Annotated in this window: 16 protein-coding genes; 3 read left to right on the forward strand and 13 right to left on the reverse strand. The window is 56.0% G+C overall.

The genetic code is table 11. The features are described 5' to 3' along the window. Positions 1-28: 28 nt before the first annotated feature. From phnK to APU11_RS25020, 11 genes are all read right to left on the reverse strand, one after another. Positions 29-784, reverse strand: a complete 756-nt coding sequence (phnK, locus tag APU11_RS24970) for a phosphonate C-P lyase system protein PhnK (RefSeq protein ID WP_013095105.1) — start codon at positions 782-784, stop codon at positions 29-31. Then, a complete protein-coding gene (gene phnJ / locus APU11_RS24975; RefSeq protein ID WP_013095106.1) occupies positions 781-1,626 on the reverse strand; it encodes an alpha-D-ribose 1-methylphosphonate 5-phosphate C-P-lyase PhnJ in 846 nt (281 codons plus the stop codon). The genes phnK and phnJ overlap by 4 nt, the downstream gene beginning before the upstream one ends. After that, positions 1,619-2,683 carry a carbon-phosphorus lyase complex subunit PhnI gene (locus APU11_RS24980; RefSeq protein ID WP_038980855.1) on the reverse strand — a complete coding sequence of 355 codons (1,065 nt, stop codon included), beginning with the start codon at positions 2,681-2,683 and terminating at the stop codon, positions 1,619-1,621. Before APU11_RS24980 ends, phnJ begins: the two co-directional genes overlap by 8 nt. Further along, positions 2,683-3,267: a phosphonate C-P lyase system protein PhnH gene (gene phnH, locus APU11_RS24985; RefSeq protein WP_013095108.1), complete on the reverse strand. Its 585-nt coding sequence runs from the start codon at positions 3,265-3,267 to the stop codon at positions 2,683-2,685. Before phnH ends, APU11_RS24980 begins: the two co-directional genes overlap by 1 nt. Further along, on the reverse strand, positions 3,264-3,716 hold the full coding sequence (phnG, locus tag APU11_RS24990; RefSeq protein ID WP_014830324.1) for a phosphonate C-P lyase system protein PhnG: 453 nt from the start codon (positions 3,714-3,716) through the stop codon (positions 3,264-3,266). The genes phnH and phnG overlap by 4 nt, the downstream gene beginning before the upstream one ends. Then, the gene (phnF, locus tag APU11_RS24995; protein ID WP_013095110.1) at positions 3,717-4,442 is read right to left on the reverse strand and encodes a phosphonate metabolism transcriptional regulator PhnF; all 726 of its coding nucleotides are present in this window, start codon (positions 4,440-4,442) and stop codon (positions 3,717-3,719) included. 20 nt (positions 4,443-4,462) lie between these two features. Continuing rightward, positions 4,463-5,242, reverse strand: coding sequence for a phosphonate ABC transporter, permease protein PhnE (phnE, locus tag APU11_RS25000; RefSeq protein WP_014830325.1), 780 nt, complete (start codon positions 5,240-5,242; stop codon positions 4,463-4,465). Between the two features lie 52 nt (positions 5,243-5,294). Next, positions 5,295-6,311, reverse strand: a complete 1,017-nt coding sequence (gene phnD / locus APU11_RS25005; RefSeq protein WP_058650697.1) for a phosphonate ABC transporter substrate-binding protein — start codon at positions 6,309-6,311, stop codon at positions 5,295-5,297. A 23-nt stretch (positions 6,312-6,334) separates the two neighbouring features. Continuing rightward, entirely contained in the window at positions 6,335-7,123 is a 789-nt protein-coding gene (gene phnC, locus APU11_RS25010) for a phosphonate ABC transporter ATP-binding protein (RefSeq protein WP_058650698.1), read from the reverse strand. 173 nt (positions 7,124-7,296) lie between these two features. Further along, entirely contained in the window at positions 7,297-7,740 is a 444-nt protein-coding gene (yjdN, locus tag APU11_RS25015) for a VOC family metalloprotein YjdN (RefSeq protein WP_023621457.1), read from the reverse strand. Positions 7,741-7,820: 80 nt separating this feature from the next. Next, entirely contained in the window at positions 7,821-8,156 is a 336-nt protein-coding gene (locus tag APU11_RS25020) for a zinc ribbon domain-containing protein YjdM (RefSeq protein ID WP_013095115.1), read from the reverse strand. Between the two features lie 600 nt (positions 8,157-8,756). Between APU11_RS25020 and crfC the strand changes: the two genes are divergently transcribed. Together crfC and APU11_RS25030 are read left to right on the forward strand one after the other, a co-directional pair. Then, positions 8,757-11,102, forward strand: coding sequence for a clamp-binding protein CrfC (gene crfC, locus APU11_RS25025; RefSeq protein WP_058650699.1), 2,346 nt, complete (start codon positions 8,757-8,759; stop codon positions 11,100-11,102). After that, positions 11,099-11,974 (forward strand): diguanylate cyclase regulator RdcB family protein, encoded by an 876-nt coding sequence (locus APU11_RS25030; protein WP_029882903.1) that lies wholly within the window; start codon positions 11,099-11,101, stop codon positions 11,972-11,974. Before crfC ends, APU11_RS25030 begins: the two co-directional genes overlap by 4 nt. A gap of 41 nt (positions 11,975-12,015) precedes the next feature. Here the strand turns inward: APU11_RS25030 and kdgT are convergent, their stop codons facing one another. Next, on the reverse strand, positions 12,016-13,008 hold the full coding sequence (kdgT, locus tag APU11_RS25035) for a 2-keto-3-deoxygluconate transporter (protein ID WP_013095118.1): 993 nt from the start codon (positions 13,006-13,008) through the stop codon (positions 12,016-12,018). A gap of 649 nt (positions 13,009-13,657) precedes the next feature. Between kdgT and proP the strand changes: the two genes are divergently transcribed. Further along, positions 13,658-15,160: a glycine betaine/L-proline transporter ProP gene (gene proP, locus APU11_RS25040; protein ID WP_013095119.1), complete on the forward strand. Its 1,503-nt coding sequence runs from the start codon at positions 13,658-13,660 to the stop codon at positions 15,158-15,160. Positions 15,161-15,193: 33 nt separating this feature from the next. Here proP and APU11_RS25045 read toward each other — a convergent pair whose 3' ends face one another. Next, positions 15,194-16,147 carry a nickel/cobalt transporter gene (locus tag APU11_RS25045; protein WP_038418498.1) on the reverse strand — a complete coding sequence of 318 codons (954 nt, stop codon included), beginning with the start codon at positions 16,145-16,147 and terminating at the stop codon, positions 15,194-15,196. Positions 16,148-16,698: the final 551 nt, after the last annotated feature.

Genomic DNA, 16,698 nt, shown 5'->3' on the forward strand with positions numbered 1-16,698 from the left:
ACGGCGTTCGTTTTGCCGGGTGGCGCCCTCAATTCTGCAACACGGATGACACCAGCAGCTGGGTGTAAGGATGGAGCGGATCGTCGAGCACGCGGTCGGTTAACCCACTTTCCACCACCTGACCCTGCTTCATTACCAGCAGACGGTCTGCCAGCAGGCGAGCGACGCCCAGATCATGGGTGACAATCACCACCGCCAGGTTTAGCTCCACCACCAGACCGCGCAGCAGGTCGAGCAGGCGCGCCTGCACGGAGACGTCCAGCCCACCGGTGGGTTCATCCATAAACACCAGCTTCGGGTGGGTGACCAGGTTACGGGCGATCTGCAGGCGCTGCTGCATGCCGCCGGAGAAGGTGGTGGGCAAATCGTCGATGCGCGAGGCGGGGATCTCCACATCGGTCAGCCAGCGCTGTGCGGTTTCCCGGATGTTGCCGTAGTGCCGCGCGCCGGTCGCCATCAGCCGTTCGCCGATATTGCCTCCCGCCGAGACCTGACGACGCAGCCCGTCCAGCGGATGCTGATGTACCACGCCCCATTCGGTGCGCAGCAGGCGGCGACGTTCAGCCTCGCTCATGCCATAGAGGGAGGCGCCCTCATACAAAATCTCGCCGTTCTGCGGGGCCAGGCGCGCGGAGATGGACTTCAGCAGGGTGGTTTTACCCGAGCCGGATTCACCGACAATTCCCAGCACCTCGCCCGGCCACAGCTCGAACGAGACGTCGCTGAAGCCTTTGCCCGGCGCGTAAAGGTGGGTCAGGTTGTTCACTGAAAGCAGCGGTTTCATTGGCTGTTCGCCTCGCTCTGTTGGCGGCAGTAATCGGTGTCGGAGCAGACAAACATCCGTTTGCCCGTATCATCCAGCACCACTTCATCCAGATAGCTGTGCTTCGAGCCGCAGATGGCGCACGGCTCGTCCCACTCCTGCACCGTGAACGGGTGGTCATCGAAATCGAGACTCTCCACGCGGGTGTAGGGCGGGACGGCGTAGATGCGCTTTTCGCGCCCGGCACCGAACAGCTGCAGGGCAGGCATCATGTCCATTTTCGGGTTGTCGAATTTCGGGATCGGCGACGGATCCATCACGTAGCGCCCGTTGACCTTCACCGGGTAGGCGTAGGTGGTGGCGATATGGCCGAAGCGGGCGATATCTTCATACAGCTTCACCTGCATTACCCCGTACTCTTCCAGGGCGTGCATGGTGCGGGTTTCGGTTTCGCGCGGCTCAATAAAGCGCAGCGGCTCCGGGATCGGCACCTGGAAAATCAAAATCTGATCTTCCGTGAGCGGCGTTTCGGGAATGCGGTGGCGGGTCTGGATAAGCGTCGCATCTTCGGTTTTTTCGGTGGTGTTGACGCCCGTCACGCGCTTAAAGAAGTTGCGAATCGACACGGCGTTGGTGGTGTCGTCGGCTCCCTGGTCGATGACCTTCAGCACGTCTGACTCACCGATGACGCTGGCGGTAAGCTGAATGCCCCCGGTGCCCCAGCCGTAAGGCATCGGCATTTCTCGACCACCAAACGGCACCTGATAGCCGGGGATAGCGACCGCTTTCAGGATGGCGCGGCGGATCATGCGTTTGGTTTGCTCGTCCAGATAAGCAAAGTTGTAGCCGCTTAGGTTAGCCATTTTCACGCTCCCGTTGCAGACGTTTCAGCAGTTCCAGTTCGGCCTGGAAGTCAACGTAATGCGGCAGCTTGAGGTGCGAAACAAAGCCCGCCGCCTCGACGTTATCCGCATGGGCCAGCACGAACTCTTCGTCCTGTGCCGGGCCGGAAATCTGTTCGCCGTAGTCCGGCGCCTGCAGGGCGCGGTCAACCAGCGCCATCGCCATGGCTTTACGCTCGCTCATGCCAAAGACCAACCCGTAACCACGGGTAAAGTGTGGGGTGTCGTCGTCAGGTGCGACAAAACCATTCACCATTTCACACTCGGTCATTAGCAGTTCACCGACGTTCACAGCAAAACCCAGCTCTTCGGGGATGATTTCGACGTCGAGATAGCCGCTGCGGATCTCCGCCGCAAACGGGTGGTTACGCCCGTAGCCGCGCTGCGTTGAATAGGCCAGCGCCAGCAGATAGCCTTCGTCCCCGCGCATCAGCTGCTGCAGGCGAGACGAGCGTGAACAGGGGTAAACGGGAGGCGTGCGGGTGATGTCGTCGGGTTGTGCTCCGGTCTCTTCTTCAGCCTTTGCCAGACCCTGCTTCGCCAGCAGGCTAAAGACGTGCGGAGACGCTTCCTGCCCGGTCTCCGTGGTGCTGAGCGGCGGCGTTTCGCCGTTCGCCAGCAGGGTGAAATCCAGCAGGCGGTGGGTGTAGTCGTACGTAGGGCCAAGGAGCTGGCCGCCGGGAATATCTTTATAAACGGCGGAAATTCGCCGCTCCAGGCGCATTTCTGCCGTATTGACCGGCTCGCTCACCGCCAGGCGGGGAACGGTGGTGCGCCAGGCGCGCAGCAAAAAGATGGCTTCGACGTTGTCGCCGCTGGCCTGCTTCAGCGCCAGCGCTGCCAGCTCGCGGTCGGCGACGCCGCCTTCGGTCATCACCCGATCCACCGCCAGGTTCAACTGCTGCTCAATCTGGGCGACGCTCAGCTCGGGAAGCTGTTCATCACCCCGTCGTCTGTGCGCCTGTAGCGCATGGGCGGCGGCGATGGCCTTCTCGCCCCCTTTGACGGCAACGTACATCAGCACACCTCCACGTGGGTGGTTCGCGGGATCGCCAGCAGGCGCTCGCCGCAGGTCAGGATCAGGTCAATGCCCAGCGGGAACGGATGCGGGCGTTCGGTCAGCTCATGAATAATGCACTCCGGCAGCTGTGGCGCGACCATGCGTTCGTCGGCAATCCCCGCCCCGGTCAGGCGCAGCATGCGACCACCGCTCAGGCTGGCGACCTGCAGGAGCAGCGTGGCGCTGGTCTCCGGTGCTACCGCGCTGCCTTCACTCAGGGCATTGAGCTGCTCATGGCTGATTTGCTCATCGGCAACGGCAAACACCGCCTGACGGGGCTGCTCAACCAGCGGGGCGTTAGTGTGAAAACGCAGATTCTGGCTGGCGATGTCATTGGATAACGTCCCCGAAAGCCACACCGGGGTATCGTTGTCGGCGAGAGTCAGCAGTACGCTGGTGGTCGCCAGGTTCAGCGGCAGCCAGCCCTGGGAGAGCTGATGCAGGGAGACAATCACGCCAGGCTCGCTCATGGCTTTCAGCAGGCGACGAAAACTGTGTTGGGCATCCTGGACAGCCAGGGTAAAAGCGGGTTGAAGCGTCATGCGTTATCTCCGCGAACAAGCGTAAAGAAGTCGACCCGGCTGGTATTGACTTGCGCCTGACGTGCGGCAGTGCGCGCGGCGAGGTCGGCTTCCAGCGGGGCAATCAGGGTTTCCATCAGGGTCTGGAAATGGGGTTGTTCCTGCAGCAGGGCGTCGATCACCGCGCAGCGCTCGGCGTGCGGTTTATCGCGACCGAGCACGTAGCTGTAACCCAGCGTGCCGCTGCTCAGACGAATGACCGCGCGGGTGAGGGCGGCATCACCGGCGAAAAAGCGCTCCCCGGTACCGCCCATTCTTGCCTGGATCTGTACCAGGCCAATTTCCGGCGCGCGGAGCGTTTCATAGTCTGGCGTCAGGTTAAGCGCGTTCATGCGGCTCGCCAGTGCAGCAGGCTGGCTATGGGCCAGGGCGCGCATCCAGCGCTGACGGGTGGAGGTGTCGAAATGCATTCAGTGCTCCATGGTGAATTCAATCATGTCGGCGCGGGTCAGGCTGACGGAGTACTCCGTTGCGTTGATCTCGCCGTCACGGTGGTTGAGGGTGCGCACGCAGAGCAGCGGAGCCATGTTGGGGATCTCCAGCACCTTGCTCTCTTTCGCCTGCGCGCGGCGGGCGCTGATACGCGTCTGGGTACGTTTGAGCACAAGACCCGTGGCGTCCTGCAAAAAGTCATGCAGTGAACCGCTGGAGAAGTGTTGCAGCACCGGCCAGAGGCTCAGGTCGCTGAAGTAGTGATCTATCTGGCAGACTGCCACGCCATTGACCCGGCGCAGGGTGCGCAGATGCACAACGTTGTCGCCCTCCTGAATACCCAGCGCATCGGCTACATGGCTGGAGGCCGGACGCAGCACGGAGAGCAGTTTTTCGCTGGTGGGATGGCTTCCCTGGTCGAGCAGGTTCTGACTAAAGCGCGCCTGGGCATTGAGCGGGTAGTCGAACGGGCGCATCAGCACCAGCACGCCGACGCCCTGACGGCGCTGTACCCATCCGCGCTCAACCAGCTGATCGATGGCGCGGCGCAGGGTGTGGCGATTCACTTCATAGCGGTCGGCAAGCTGCTGTTCGGCTGGCAGGTAGTCTCCGCAGCGATAATGGGTGCGCAGCTCCACTTCGAGCTTTGCTGCAATCTCTTGCCAGCGGGTAGGGTAACTGGTCGGATGTCTGGATAAGTGCATACCAATCAAAGCCTCGCTTCTCAGATGAAGTGCTTACGCAAACGTTGAGAGAGGAAATCCAGCAGGCTGACGGTGATGATGATGAGTACCATCAGGGCGCAGGTTTGCTGGAACTGGAAACCGCGGATCGCCTCCCACAGGGTGACGCCAATGCCCCCTGCGCCGACCATGCCGACGACGGTGGCGGAACGGACGTTAGATTCGAAGCGGTAGAGCGAATAGGAGATCAGCAGCGGCATGACCTGGGGCAGCACGCCGTAAAGGATCTCTTCAATTTTGTTGGCGCCGGTGGCGCGAATACCTTCGACCGGGCCGGGTTCAATGGCTTCCACGGCTTCGGAAAGCAGCTTGGAGAGCACGCCGGTGGTGTGGATGAACAGCGCCATCACCCCCGCGAACGGCCCCAGACCCACGGCAACCACGAACAGCATCGCGAACACCATTTCGTTAATGGCGCGGCAGGCGTCCATCAGGCGGCGCATCGGCTGATAAACCCACCACGGAACGATGTTTTCCGCGCTCATCAGGCCAAACGGAATGGAGAGGATGACGGCCAGGGCGGTCCCCCAGACGGCGATTTGCAGGGTGACAGCCATTTCGCCGAGATAGTCCTGCCACTGGCTAAAATCGGGCGGGAAGAAGTCGGCAGCGAAGGTGGCCATGTTACCGGCGTCTTTAAACAGCAGCAGCGGATCCATCTCCGCGCCCTTCCAGGAGATAACCAGCACCGCCAGCAGGATGGCCCAGCTAAATAGCGAGAACCAGCTGCGTTTCGGCGGTGGGAGGGTGATGGTTTGCATGTTGACTCCTTTGTGTTTAGTTCCCTCTCCCACAGGGAGAGGGAGAAAAGCGTTACTGCACCGCTTTATTCACACTGGTCATTGCACCAAGCGCGGCGGTCAGGCGGTCCAGGTCTTCCAGCTGGGCCTGAATAGCTGCCACTTTGCTGGTCTTCTCCTCGTCCTTAAGCCCCTTGTTGTCCTTCACGCCCTGCATCTCTTTAAACAGCGCCAGCTGGCGAATCGGGACCAGTTGCAGGTCGCTCGACGGGCGGAACGGTGCCCAGCCCAGGCGCGTCAGCACGGCTTTCTCTTCCGGCGTTTTGCCGTAGGTCATAAAGAAGTCGTACACCTTGTCCTTGGTGCCTTCAGAGAGGTTTTTGCGCCAGACAATCGGGTCTCCCGGGATGAGAGGGGATTTCCAGATCACCTTCAGCTCTTTCAGCTTGTCCGGTGCGGAGGTCTTCAGCTTGTCGAGGTTTTCGGTGTTGTTGGTGGCGACGTCCACCTGCTTGTTGGCCACGGCCAGGGCGTTGGTTTCATGGCTGGCATTGACGGTGCGTTTGAAATCGGTGGCAGAGGCATTATTTTTGGCGAAGACGTAATAGCCCGGCACCAGGAAGCCAGAAGTGGAGTTCGGATCGCCGTTGCCGAAGGTCAGTTCTTTGCGTTTGGCGAGCATATCGTTGAGGTTATTGATCGGGCTGTCTTTGTTGACGATCAGCACGCTCCAGTAACCCGGAGAGCCATCTGCAGCAACGGTCTGGGCAAAGACCTGGCCGTTTGCACGATCCACCGCTTCCATGGCGGAGAGGTTGCCATACCAGGCGATGTCCACTTTGTTAAAGCGCATCCCCTGGATGATGCCCGCGTAATCCGGGGCGAAGAAGGCGTTTACTTTGATCCCCAGTTTGGTTTCCATATCTTTCAGGAAGGGTTCCCACTGAGGCTTCAGGTTCTGCTGTGATTCCGTCGAAATAATGCCAAAGTTCAGCGCTTTTTCCTGCTCCTCGGCGTACGCAGGGCTTAACAGGGTGCTGATGCTGAACATGCTGGTAAAAGCCAGCGCGGCAACCGTTTTATAGCTCATTTCCATTCCTCGTAGTGGGGACGTTATGCAGCCTTCGCGTTCTCTTCGACACGGTTAATGCTGCGGTAGAGATGGTCAAAACGTTCGTTATCAAACTGGTGGCTTGCGCCATCAAAGAACACATGTCCCTGACGCAGGGCGACAATGCGCTCGCAGTAGCGCAGGGCGTAATCCACCTGATACAGCGTCACCACCACGGTGATGCCGTCGTTCTGGTTAATGTCATGCAGGGTTTCCATCACGATGCGGGCGGATTCCGGATCCAGCGAGGCGATGGGCTCGTCGGCAAGGATGATTTTCGCTTTCTGCATCAGGGCACGGGCGATGGCCACGCGCTGCTGTTGTCCACCGGAGAGGGTGGAGACGCGCTGATGGGCGAAGTGCGCCATGCCTACGCGGGTGAGTGCCCGCAACGCCTCTTGCTTCTGTAACGGGGAGAACCAGCGCAGACAGGTGCGCCAGAATGGGGTGCTGCCGAGCGCGCCAATCAGCACGTTCTCCAGCACCGTCAGTCGATTTACCAGATTAAATTGCTGGAAGATGCAGCCTGTCTGCGCGCGGCTTTTGCGGATATCCCGCGCCAGTCGCCCTGCGCGCTGTACGGTGTTGCCCAGCAGTTCGACGTGGCTTTCCGGGATGCTATCGCCGGTAATCAGGCCGCTTAAGTGACGCAATAGGGTGGATTTACCTGAACCGGATGGCCCCAGCAGCGCTACCATGTCGCCCTGCTGGACGGTCAGATCAACGGCATGCAGAGCCTTGTTGTGATGAAAGGTCTTGCTCAGTTTCTCTACGCGGATGACGGTTTGCATATGCTGGGCCTCACAATAAATGTGGCCTCATGCTGGCGCATCAATATGACATTTGGGTTAAGTGCAGGTTGCGGGAGTTTGAAGAGTTGAAGTGAAAACGATGACAATCTTTCCAGGCCCGGTCAGCGCAGCGCCACCCGGGGTTGTTGCCGGATGCGCTGCGCTTATCCGGCCTACGAACTTTGTTGCTGCTTAACGACGTTAATCATCCACGGCACGCCGTATTTGTCGGTGACCTTACCGAAACCGTGCGCCCAGAAGGTCTCCTGCCAGGCCATTTCAATATTTCCGCCATCCGCGAGATTGTCGAACCAGCGTTTGCCTTCATTGACATCCTGTGTGTCGAGAACCAGCGTGAATCCGGCATACTGCGCCTTACTGCCCGGCGGCAGGCCATCGCTCATCATGATATCGCTGCCCGCAATGCGAACGTTGGAGTGGGCTATAGCGGAGTCCGGGAACTGCATGCCAGACGGGCAGCCTTCTTCGCTGCTCTCGCTTTTTGGCATTTCGCCGAAGGTGATTTTATAGAGGAGTTCTGCGCCGACGGCCTGCTGATAAAAGGCGGTTGCCTCTGCGCAGTTGCCGGCGAAAGAGATGTAGGGACTTAACGGCATAATCTTTACCTCACGTAAGAAAAGCCCATTAAGTGTAGTGGGTGTGTGCCCGGTAAGCGAAGCGCCACCGGGCGGGCAAATCAGTTCTTTTTCACAAACTCAGATTTCAGTTTCATTGGACCAAAACCGTCAATTTTGCAGTCGATATTATGATCGCCTTCAACCAGACGGATATTCTTCACTTTGGTCCCGATCTTCAGCATGGAAGAGCTGCCTTTAACCTTCAGGTCTTTGACGACGGTGACGCTGTCGCCATCTGCCAGCAGGTTACCGTTAGCATCTTTTACAATCAGCACGTCAGCATCCTGTGACGGCTCTGCGTCGTTCCATTCGTGGGCGCATTCCGGGCAGATGAACATGCCATTATCTTCATAGGTGTATTCAGAATTGCATTTCGGGCAGTGTGGAAGTTGCATCGGGGGTATCCTCAAAAAAGTGCTTAACACGCTGGAAAGTGCCAGCAAAATGACGGCAGAGCGCCGAAAAAGAGGGCAAGTATAACGCAAATCCACACGATTGTCGGTGATATTGTTTAATAAAAAAAAACCGAAAAGCGTGTTGCGGGTGACACTTTCTGTCAGTCGGTTAAGCGATGCTAACGCCATTAACGTGTTGGGAAGAATTGACACTGAATATATCGAATATTTTATTGCGGCAAATTGCTACGTTCCGCCATTTCGGATAAGGTGAAGCGACACATTGTTATTTATCGCCGGTTTTCGTCGTCGTACATCTGTTATGACGCTGAACCATTCCCTCTCTTTTTAGGTGGGTAAATAATGATGATATATCCTGAAGTTTCTTAAAAATGGGCTAGGCTTTTTATCTTTTGACTATCAGGTCAGGAGAAAAGCTTTTCACGCCATGCAAGGATAGCGATTTATTTCTGATTGTCTTCAATCAGTTATATTTCGGTGAACATGTTTTCCACACGTGATCATATAAGCCGAAAAACATAATTAAAACCCGGTGGCTTAATAAAAGTAATAAATTTGCGTTAAGGAAAGGCTTTTATCATGCACACACAGACAATTTTTGAATTAAGCCAGGAAGCAGAACGGTTGCTACAACTCGCCCTGCAAAACCTTGATACCTTGAAATCAATGCCGATAGCGATGCTGGAGAGTACCGCGACGGCCATTACGGGTGAAAAGAACAACGTTTTACCTTTGCATTTTAGCGCGCGTGGTGTCGAAGCACAGCAGGCGATGCTGAATAGTGAATTGCGCAAAATAACCCGTCTGGAAATGGTGCTGGCTATTGTTGGAACCATGAAGGCGGGGAAATCGACCACCATTAATGCGATTGTGGGCACCGAAGTATTGCCCAACCGCAACCGTCCGATGACGGCGCTTCCGACCCTTATTCGTCATACGCCGGGCCAGAAAGAGCCGGTACTGCATTTTACGCATGTCTCTCCCATTGATGATTTGATCCAACTGCTACAGAAAAAGCTCTGCGATGACGATCGCGGTAAGCTGGCGCAGCGTCTGGAAATCGATAAAGACATGAATACGCTGCTGGAGAGAATTGAAAGAGGCGAGGCTTTCGAGAAGCACCACCTTGGGGCGCAGCCGATATTTCATTGTCTGAAAAGCCTGAACGACCTCGTGAGGCTCTCTCAGGCGCTGGACGTGGCCTTCCCATTCTCTGAGTACGCGGCGATAGAGCATATACCGGTGATTGAGGTGGAGTTTGTGCATCTTGCGGGTCTGGATGCGCACCTGGGGCAGCTGACGCTGCTGGACACGCCTGGGCCAAATGAAGCCGGGCAGCCCCATCTGCAAAAAATGCTCACCGAACAGTTGTCCCGCGCCTCCGCGGTGCTGGCGGTGATGGACTATACCCAGCTCAAATCGATTTCTGATGAAGAGGTTCGTCAGGCCATTTCGGTAGCGGGAAAATCGGTGCCTTTGTATGCGCTGGTGAATAAATTCGACCAGAAGGATCGCAACAGCGACGATGAAGAGCAGGTCAGGGCGATGATCTCCGGGACCTTAATGAAAGGGAACATCTCTCCGGGACAAATTTACCCTGTTTCGTCGATGTGGGCCTATCTGGCAAACCGCGCCCGCTATGAGATGGCGAACCATGGGCAGCTACCGGATCACCAGGAACAGCGCTGGGTACAGGACTTTGCCGAGGCCGCGCTGGGGCGTCGCTGGCGTACGGCGGACCTGGACGATATCGAACATATTCGCCATGCGGCTGATTTGCTGTGGGAAGATTCGTTATTTGAACAACCTATCCGCAAACTGATTTACGCCGCCTATGCCAATGCGTCGTTATTTGCGCTGCGTTCGGCGTCGCATAAGCTGCTCAACTATGCCCAAAATGCCAGAGAGTATCTCGATTTTCGCTATCAGGCCCTGACGGTGGCCTTTGAATCGCTGGAACTGAATATTACGCGTCTTGAAGAGGATATGGCTCTGCTGCAAACGCGGCAGCGCGTGGCCAGCGAAGAAGTCAAACACGAAGTGGAGCAGGCCCTCCACGCCACTGACGATTTTATGGCGTTGCAGAAAGGAGCCCTTCAGCAGGCGATTGGCCATATCTTCAACAGCCACACGCTACTTGATTTGGCAGGTATTGATCCGCTGAATCATCGGCAGGAGGCGCTGACGCAGCTGGTGCTGGATGATGAGAGGCAGGCGCAAACGGTACTGAACAGCATCCGCTCCGCCTGCGAGCAGGTCATGCTGGACGCACAGACGAAAATCAGCCGGGAGCTGGCGCTTCGCTTCGATCAGCTGGAGTCTACGCTGGCGCGTTCGCTGAATGAGGCGATGCGGCCCATTGAGCTGCGTATTAAAGAGCAGCTCAGCCATGCCGGTTTTCGGGCGCGGATCAGTTTCCCGGCATTTCAGGCAAATCAGCTGAACTTCAATACGCGGGCGCTGTTTACTGATGCCATCGCGGAGGATACCCGTCCGGCAGGCCAGCCATCGGCTGCGGGAAGTGTACGGGAAACGGTGTCGCGCTGGCTGAACAATCCTGGCTGGGGCTGGGAAGATTATGTGGCGACGCGCACGCGATACGTTATTGATATTGCGCAGCTGCATGACAAGTTTATGCAGCATATTGATCAGTTTTGTGAACAAATCCGTAAAGCTTTAACCGCGCAGGTCGATGTCTCTGTTACGGCGGGTATGGCAACGTTCTTTGCAGAATTTTCGTTATGCCTTGCCGGGTTACAGGAAAGCTTGCGTGATAGCCTCGCAGTCCGTCAGCAAAATGAGCATTCGACCCGATCGCTCAGCCAGCTGTTGAAACAAAGTATCACGACTGCGACGTGGATTCAGGAAGATACCCGACTGTTACGCGATGATATTCAAACTCTTTTCGCGGCAGAGCAACCATGACAACACAGCTACTGGACGGTCCCGGGCGGACGCTGGAGTGTATCCATCCTAAATTTATGGTCGATCTGGTCCAGGGGGTAGACGCGCCGCGTCATACCCATCTGGGGCCGCAACAGCTGCAGTTTCGTGAGCGTTTGACGCAGGAGATCATGACGCACACCCGGCTGCGACCGTGGGCAATGGCGGGAATGCTCAACGAAAATGCGGCTCTGCGCCTGGGGCTGGCGGAAAAGCTGGCCGGCATGCTGGATCCGGGGCATCTCGCGCTGACGCGTATGGCCGATAAACTGGTTGCCCTGCGCCAGCAAACCTCTCTGCGTACGCAGCCCTCGCCGGGCCTGGTTCAGCAGTACGCTGAACTCTCTTCCCATTTTCTTCAACGCGCAGCCTATAAAGAAAAGGCGTTGTCCCAGCGTGGGTTAACGGTGCAGGCGGGCGATCATAGCGAGCAGATTTTTACCCGCTGGCGGGCGGGACACTATGATGGCTGGTCGCTGGCCGGGCGTTGCTACATTGTGCTGGAAGAGTTGCGCTGGGGAGCATTTGGCGATGCCTGTCGTCTGGCGAATGCGGACGTGGCGGCAATGCTCAAGGATAACCTGCGCAGCATGGCGGCAAATTATCTGGCGCAGGGGATCAATGCTTCTCCCACTACCCGCCATTTTTATCACCAGTGGCTCACAACCCCCTCTACGCCGGGGAGCATCGATCATAAAGATATGCTGGGCTGGCTGGGGGACTGGTGTCAGGCGGACAGCCACCCGGTGAGCTGGTCAGTAACCCAAAACTGGCAAACGGTCGCGCTGGGTATGCCGAGACTCTGTTCGGCAAAGCGGCTGGTGGATGGGATGGTGGAAGAAATTTTTGGTTGAACCCCTCACCCGGTGGGCAGAGGGGGGTCTTATGCGGTGCGTTAATGATGAAGCTCTACCGCTTTCGGTTCTGTATCCGGCTCGGGGAGATTGCCGAAGCGCTTCGCATACAGGGCCGTGATGATGGGCACCAGAATGGCGGTGACGATCACGCTGGCGGCAACCAGCGCCGTTGCCGAGGCCGCAACCGGTTCGAAAGCCGGGTTAATCTGGGCAATGATCACCGGATTCGCCACGGCGGCCCCGGCGGCTGAAGAGGCGGCTACACCTGCCGTTCCGTTTCCTCCGCCAATTACGCGATCGGCAATGATCAGCGGAATGCCGGTGATAATGATAACAGCCACGCCCAGGACAATACCCAGCAGACCGGTATCGAGGATCACCTTCAGGTTAATGGTATTCCCCAGCGCGAAGCCGAAGAACGGGATCAGCACCGGCGTGGCTTTGCTGAAGAAATCGCGCAGATCGTGGTCCAGATTCCCCAGCGCAAAACCGATCAGGAAAGGCAGGATCGCGCCGACAAAGTGGTGTGGTTCAAACGAGGCCAGCCCCGCCGAGCCCAGAATCAACATCGTCATCAGCGGACCGGACTCCAGAGACATCAGCACAAAGGCGCCAGACTCCTCTTTTGTGCCGTACTGGTTCATCAGGCTGGCATAGAGCCCACCGTTAGTCATATCCATCGCGGAGACAATGGCCAGAACGGATAATCCGGCGAAGAATCCGGTCTGAATGCCATTCTCCGGAATGAACAGTGCACAGACCATTGCCACAACCCAGGCAACCGCAATTTTCGTTATAACCAGCGTTCCGGATTTACGTAATACGGTACCCGTTGCCCGCAGGTTAATAGATGCTCCAATACAAAAGAACCAGACGGCCAGAATGGGCACGGTTCCCGTAATCATTCCTTTTGTGAAACCACCAAAATAAGCACCGGTATCAGGTGCCAGGGTATTCAGAATGGCGCCAAGCACCAGAGGAACCAGCATCATCCCGCCGGGGATGCGTTCTATTGTGGCTTTAATCTTCATGTACAACCCTCACATCGTGTCCCGCGTGGCGGACGGAATGCTATCGAAAATAAAATCAACAAATTCAATTAATTGAAAGGATGCTTAGCCTGGCGCTTCGTTATCCTTTCAGGGAAATTAATCGCGCGCTCTTGATTCATGCCGCTCAAAAGCCCGCTGGACGTTGCGTTCGGATTTATCATGCGATCATTGGAATGATGATTCAATGAAAATAAAACAGTGTTTTAGTTATCTCTATCACATATTCGGCGTAAATATTCGAACCGCGTTTTAATATTTAAAATTTATGTAAATCTGATGTGACGCAGTATGGTTTTGAGAATTGTTGTTCAGGCGATAATAACGTGCGTGAGCATGTTCTTTTTTGGTGGATAAGAAAGAGCTGATGGGCGGAAATTGACAAATATTGAACTCAGTTGACGATACGGAAAAATATATGTGAAGTTGATCACAAATATAAACGCTGGTAGGGTAAAAAGGTCATTAACTGCCCAGACAGGCGTCAACAGGTTCGGTTGTATCGACGTAAAACGTCAATGTAAGTAAACCTGCTACGCTTGAATAAGGCGATTCGCATGGAGCGGATCCCCGTTTCACGGTTCACCAGATGGCCGGTGAAATGGACAGGGCTGAGTCTACGAGGAAAGCTATGCTTAGAAGGAAAAAGATTAAACCCATCACGCTTCGCGACGTCACCATCATCGATGATGCAAAACTGCGTAAAGCGATCACTGCCGCCTCGCTCGGTAATGCGATGGAATGGTTCGATTTTGGTGTCTACGGCTTCGTGGCCTATGCGTTAGGTAAAGTGTTCTTCCCCGGCGCCGACCCCAGCCTGCAGATGATTGCCGCGCTGGGTACGTTCTCGGTTCCCTTCCTCATTCGCCCGCTGGGTGGTCTGTTCTTCGGTATGCTTGGTGATAAATATGGTCGTCAGAAGATCCTGGCCATCACCATTGTCATTATGTCGATCAGTACATTCTGTATTGGCCTGATCCCGTCTTATGCTTCGATTGGCATCTGGGCGCCAATATTGCTGCTGCTCTGTAAGATGGCTCAGGGATTCTCCGTAGGGGGAGAATATACCGGTGCCTCGATCTTCGTTGCAGAGTACTCCCCGGACCGTAAACGTGGCTTTATGGGAAGCTGGCTGGACTTTGGTTCCATTGCCGGGTTCGTCATGGGTGCGGGCGTGGTGGTGCTGATTTCAACCGTGGTTGGTGAGGCGAACTTCCTTGAATGGGGCTGGCGTATTCCGTTCTTCCTCGCGCTGCCGCTGGGGATCATTGGCCTGTACCTGCGTCATGCGCTTGAAGAGACGCCTGCGTTCCAGCAGCACGTTGATAAGCTTGAGCAGGGTGACCGCGAAGGTCTGCAGGATGGCCCGAAAGTCTCCTTTAAAGAGATCGCGACCAAACACTGGCGCAGCCTGCTGGTCTGTATCGGCCTGGTGATCTCCACGAACGTGACTTACTACATGCTGCTGACCTACATGCCGAGCTATCTGTCGCATAACCTGCACTACTCGGAAGACCACGGTGTGCTGATCATTATCGCCATCATGGTGGGTATGCTGTTTGTGCAACCGATTATGGGGCTGTTGAGTGACCGCTTTGGCCGTCGACCGTTCATTATTCTGGGTAGCGTTGCGCTGTTTGCCCTTGCTATTCCGGCATTCATTCTGATTAACAGCAATGTGCTGGGCCTGATTTTTGCCGGCTTGCTGATGCTGGCGGTGATCCTCAACTGCTTCATCGGGGTGATGGCCTCTACACTACCGGCCATGTTCCCGACGCATATTCGCTACAGTGCGCTGGCGGCGGCCTTTAACATCTCGGTTCTGATTGCCGGTCTGACGCCGACGCTTGCCGCCTCTCTGGTGGAAAGCACGCAAAACCTGATGATGCCCGCTTATTACCTGATGGTTATCGCGGTGATTGGTTTGATTACGGGTATTACCATGAAGGAGACGGCGAACCGTCCTCTGAAAGGGGCGACGCCTGCGGCGTCGGATATTCAGGAAGCGAAAGAGATCCTGCGCGAGCACTACGATAACGTCGAGCAGAAGATTGAAGATATTGACGCAGAGATTGAAGAACTGCAGAAGAAACGCTCCCGACTGGTGGACCAACATCCACGCATCAACGAGTAATCAAAAAACCCGCCGCTGGCGGGTTTTCTTTTATTAGCATCCTGCGGCGATGTAATCGCCATTGGCGCTAATGGGGATCACCGTCAGGAACAGGATGGTCGCAAACAGGATCAGAACAATCCCGCCGGCAATCTTGACCGCCGGAACCAGCCACTTTAGCGAGGCGCCGCCGCCAAACCAGGCGACCGTGCGCTCCCGGGCGTAACGCACGGCCAGCGATAGCCCCATAATCGACAGCGCGGTTCCCAGTGACATGGTCATTACCGCGGCCATTCCCCAGGTGACGATGCCCAGCGCATTCGAAAACATCAGGATCATAATGGCCCCACTGCACGGACGCGCGCCGATCGCCAGAATTACACCCAGACGGGTTTTCCAGTCACCCTGCGCAAGGTCTGCCCCTACGCCGTGATGGCCGCAGCCACAATGTTCATCATGCTGGTGAAGGGGCGTGATGGCGGAGATTGCCATCCTGCGCGGGCGCAGGCTTTTCAGCGCCTGGTAAATGATAAACGCGCCGAATGCGCCAATGAGGACCGCGCTTATCTTCTCGACATACCAGCGGCTGGTACTGATATCCCCGGACGCCAGGTTAAACCCCACCGCCAGAATAAAGACAAACAGAATGGCGCTGACGCCCTGCAGCATACTGCCAAAAAACGGAACGACCCGGGCAGCCAGTTCGCTCTCTTTATTTGTACTGAGATAGGTAGTGACAATGAATTTGCCGTGCCCCGGCCCGATAGCGTGAAGTACGCCATAGAAGAACGCGCCGGTTAATAGCCATAAGCCACCGCTGTACTGATGGTTATTAAGCTGCAACAGGTACATCACCAGATAACGGTGCAGGGTGATTTGCGTAGCAAGACACCATTGGATGAAAGCCCCCCAGTGTGCGTGCAGAGTGAAGCCCGCAATAAGGAGTAGCAGCGTCATGAGGCCAGCGCCAGGAATGCGCCAGTCTCGGGTGAGGCGTTGTGTGATCATGGATATTGTCTGTCAGGGAAAATATTTGCCAATAGTATAGTTGATTATCCCCCTCAATCCGTGGGTTCTTATGAAGCTTACGCGTTGTATTGTGGATAAGTCTGTGTGTAAAAGGGTATAAAGCGGGGTTTTGCTGGGGAATACAGCAGTCAGTCATCTTTTTGCAACTTTTCGGTTGCGGTCGCTCGGGAACTCCCTATAATGCGCCTCCATCGACACGGCGGATGTGAATCACTTCACAAACAACCCGGTCGGTTGAAGAGAAAAAATCCTGAAAATCAGGGTTGACTCTGAAAGAGGAAAGCGTAATATACGCCACCTCGCGACAGAGCGCTGAAGTGCGTCGCAACTGCTCTTTAACAATTTATCAGACAATCTGTGTGGGCACTCAAAGTGACATGGATTCTTAACGTCCTCGGACGATAAATGAATACCAAGTCTCAACGAGTGAACACGTAATTCATTACGAAGTTTAATTCATTGAGCATCAAACTTTTAAATTGAAGAGTTTGATCATGGCTCAGATTGAACGCTGGCGGCAGGCCTAACAC

The sequence above is a fragment of the Enterobacter sp. 50793107 genome (genome assembly GCF_001463365.1).
GTDB classification, from domain to species: domain Bacteria; phylum Pseudomonadota; class Gammaproteobacteria; order Enterobacterales; family Enterobacteriaceae; genus Enterobacter; species Enterobacter cloacae.